Origin of the sequence: Dietzia sp. UBA5065, from assembly GCA_002415925.1 — a bacterium.
Taxonomy (GTDB): domain Bacteria; phylum Actinomycetota; class Actinomycetes; order Mycobacteriales; family Mycobacteriaceae; genus Dietzia.
The window spans coordinates 1,944-5,557 of the sequence record DIAZ01000156.1 but is presented as its reverse complement, the minus strand read 5'-3'; the positions used below and the strand labels follow the sequence as shown (position 1 = coordinate 5,557).

4 protein-coding genes are annotated in these 3,614 nt (G+C 73.7%); all 4 read right to left on the bottom strand.

Annotated elements, in window-relative coordinates:
* On the bottom strand, nucleotides 1-858 hold an 858-nt coding region (locus B4M60_RS12780), incomplete at its 3' end, for an acyl-CoA dehydrogenase family protein (protein WP_291084613.1).
* Nucleotides 855-1,847 carry an acyl-CoA dehydrogenase gene (locus tag B4M60_RS12775; protein ID WP_291084611.1) on the bottom strand — a complete coding sequence of 331 codons (993 nt, stop codon included), beginning with the start codon at nucleotides 1,845-1,847 and terminating at the stop codon, nucleotides 855-857. The genes B4M60_RS12775 and B4M60_RS12780, both read right to left, overlap by 4 nt.
* An 11-nt stretch (nucleotides 1,848-1,858) precedes the next feature.
* Nucleotides 1,859-3,028 (bottom strand): acyl-CoA dehydrogenase family protein, encoded by a 1,170-nt coding sequence (locus B4M60_RS12770; protein WP_291084608.1) that lies wholly within the window; start codon nucleotides 3,026-3,028, stop codon nucleotides 1,859-1,861.
* Nucleotides 3,029-3,032: 4 nt separating this feature from the next.
* The coding region (locus B4M60_RS12765) for an enoyl-CoA hydratase-related protein (RefSeq protein ID WP_291084605.1) at nucleotides 3,033-3,614 on the bottom strand (582 nt) is incomplete at its 5' end.

The window sequence follows — 3,614 nt, the reverse complement described above, 5'->3', positions numbered from 1 at the left end:
CGCGGCGGCGGAGTAGGACAGGGACCGGGCGGTCTCGGTCTTGACGTACATGTCGGCCATGCGGTGCTTGAGCGCCTGGAAGGAGCCGATGGCGCGGCCGAACTGCCTGCGCTCCTGCGTGTACCGCACGGTCGCGTCGAGCACGGCGCGGGCGGCGCCGACCTGCTCGGCGGAGATCGCGGCCCACGCGGCGGCGCGCAGGCGGGGCAGGAAGCTGGGGCGGGTGGGGATGGCCGTGGCGGCGACGCCGTGGAACTCCACGCGGGCCAGGGTGCGGGTGGGATCCATGACGGGCACGCGGGTGACGCGGACCCCGGCGGCGTCCGCGGGGACCTCGAACAGGCCCACCGTGTGGCCGGTGACGGCCACGACGAGCAGGGTGGCGGCGGTGTCGGCGCCCAGGACGTGGTGGGCGGTGCCGGTGAGCGAGTCCGCGGCCGCGCGTACGCCGGGCGTGGCCCAGCCCGAGTCCGAGGCCCAGCACAGGGCGGCCTGCTCGCCGGCGGCGATTCCGGGCAGCAGGCGGGCGCACGCGGCGTCGTCGCCGGCGGCCAGCACGGCCTGCGCGGCCAGGACGGCCGAGCCGAGCAGCGGGGAGGGGGTGAGCCGGCGGCCGAGCTCCTCGCACACCAGGTGGGTCTCGACCCAGGTGGCGCCGGCGCCGTCGTGGGCCTCGGGGATGGACAGCGCGGCCGCGCCGATCTGCTCGACCAGCGTCGACCACAGCGCGGGGTCGAACCCGTCCTCGGACGCGATCGCCGCGCGGACCGCCGCCGAGTCCGACTTCTTCTCCAGCAGCGCCGCCACCGACTCGCGCAGGGCGGCCTGCTCCTCGGTGTCCACGCCGGGCGCGCTCACCGGGCGCTCCCCAGGCTCTCGAGCACCCGGCCGCGGTGGTAACTCTGGGTGCCCCACGCGGTCTGCAGCGCGCGGGTCTTGGTCAGCCACAGGCCCAGGTCGTGCTCCAGGGTGTAGCCGATGGCGCCGTGCACCTGGAGCGCGGTGCGCGCGGACAGGTAGGCGGCGTCGGCCACGGCCACGCGGGCGGCGGAGACGTCGCGGACGGCCGCGCCGGGATCGCCGGGGTTCTCGGCGATCGCCAGGGCGCCGGCCCACAGCAGGGGCCGGGCCATCTCGAGCGCGATCGCCACGTCGGCCAGCTGGTGCTTGAGCCCCTGGTACTCGCCGATGAGCTTGCCGTACTGCTTGCGCTGCCCCGCGTAGTCCACGCTCATGTCGAGCATCGCCCGCCCCAGGCCCATGAGCTGGGCCGCGGTGCCGAGCGCGCCGTGGTTGACCAGGTCGACGGTGCTCGCCGCGCCGACCCGCTCGCCGCGGGTCGGGGTGGTGACGGTGCGGGCGCGGTCGACCGAGCGTCGGGTCTCGCCGGCGGTGCCGGTGAACACCTCGTCGTCGTCGACGACCCACAGGTACTGCGCGACGTGGGCGTCGGGCGCGAAGGGGGAGACCCCCGGCGCGGCGACCGACGCCGGCGTGCCGGCGGCGATCTCGCCGGCCACGTCGCCGGCGTCGGAGTCGCCGCCCAGCGCGGCGGCGATGCGCGGGGCCACCATGACGGACTCCACGACCGGGCCGGGGACGGCGTGGCGGCCCAGGACCTCGAGCGCGACCACGGCCTCGACCGCGGTGGCGCCGGCCCCGCCGGACTCCTCGGGGACGAGCAGGGCGGCGGCGCCGGTCTCGGCGACGCGGCCCCACACGGCGGTGCCGGGGGCGGTGTCGCCGGCGGCCCAGGCGCGGATGACCGCGGGCAGGTCGGACTTGGCGAGCAGCGAGTCGATGCTCGCGGCGAAGTCGGTGATGTCGGGATCGAGTGCGAAATCCATGGTGTCCCCCGTTATCCGCGCGGAAGGCCGAGGAGGCGCTCGGCGATGATGTTCTTCTGGACCTCGTTGGTGCCCGCGTAGATGGGGCCGGCGAGGGCGAACAGGTAGCCGTCCATCCACTGCTCGCCGGCCAGCTCGCCGGCGTGCCCGAGGATGTCGAGCGCGGTCTCGTGGGTCGCGATGTCCCACGTGGACCAGAAGACCTTGTTGATGGAGGACTCGAAGCCCAGGTTGGCCCCGCCGGTGAGCGTGGTGACCGTGTTCCACGTGCTCAGCTCGTAGGCGCGGGAGCCGATCCACGCATCCACCACGCGGTCGGCCAGGGCGCCGCGGGTGCGCTCGTCCAGGCCTGCCTCGGCGCCGTCCCACAGCTCGAGCAGGCGGTCGGTGGTGGCCAGGAACCGGCCGGGCGAGCGCAGGGAGAGCCCGCGCTCGTTGTTGGCGGTGGACATGGCCACCTTCCAGCCCTGGTTGACCTCGCCGATCACGCCGGACTCGCCGGGGTCGGCCGGGTCGTCGGGGACAAAGACGTCCTCGAGGAACAGCTCCGCGAAGCCGGGCAGGCCGTCCAGCTGGTCGATCGGCCGAACGGTCACGCCCTCGGCCCGCAGGTCGAACATGAAGTAGGTCAGGCCCTTGTGGCGCGGCTCGTTCGGATCCGTGCGGAACAGCCCGAAGCCCTTGTCGGCAAAGGAGGCGCGGGTGGACCACACCTTCTGGCCGCTCAGGACCCAGCCGCCGTCGACGCGCGTCGCGGTCGAGCGCAGGGAGGCGAGGTCGGACCCGGCCTCGGGCTCGGACCAGGCCTGCGCCCAGATGTCGTCGGCGCGGGCCATGCGCGGCATGATGCGCGCGAGCTGCTCGGGGGAGGCGTGGTCGAACAGGGTCGGGGCCAGCAGGAAGATGCCGTTCTGGCTCACCCGCAGCGGCGCGCCCGCGCGGAAGTACTCCTCCTCGAAGACCACCCAGTTCACGAGCCCGCAGTCGCGGCCGCCGAACTCCTCGGGCCAGGAGACGACCGACATGCGGGCGTCGGCCATCGTGGCCTCCCACGCGCGGTGGGCCTCGAAGCCCTCGGCGGTGTCCATGTGCGGCAGCGGCTCGGCCGGCACGTTGGCGGCCAGCCACTGCCGGACCTCGAGGCGGAACTCCTCGGTCGCGGCGTCCAGGTGCAGGTCCACGTCGTCAGTCCTTCTTCTGGCCGGTCGAGCCGGTGTTGGCGCTGTCGCGCATCGAGCGGGCGTCCATCCCGCCGAGGGAGGCGGAGAACGAGTCGGAGTCGTCGGGCTCGGCGTTGGCGGAGTGGGCGAACATGTGCCAGCCGAAGGCGGTGTCCAGGGAGGTCTGCAGCCCCATCTGGTCCTCGTTCGAGTTGATGACCTTCTTGGCCAGGGTGAGCCCGAAGGCGGGCATCTCCGCGATCTCCGCCGCGATCCCGTCGACCTTGGCCTGCAGGTCGTCGCGCGGAACCACGTGGTTGAGCATCCCCCAGTCCAGGGCGTCCGCCGCGGTGAACCTGCGACCGGTGTAGAGGATCTCCTTGGCGCGCCGCGGGCCCAGGACAAAGGCGTGGGCGAAGTACTCGACGCCCGGGATGCCCATCTTCACCACGGGGTCGGAGAAGAACGCGTCGTCGGAGGCCACGATGAAGTCGCACACCCACGCCAGCATGAGCCCGCCGGCGATGCAGGCGCCGTGCACCTGGGCGATCATCGGCTTGGGGATCTCGCGCCAGCGCCGGCACATCTGGACGTAGACCTCGGTCTC

Bases quoted from the DNA above. Each gene is read 5' to 3' on its own strand.
- B4M60_RS12775 (WP_291084611.1), bottom strand. From the start codon at position 1,847: ATGGATTTCGCACTCGATCCCGACATCACCGACTTCGCCGCGAGCATC.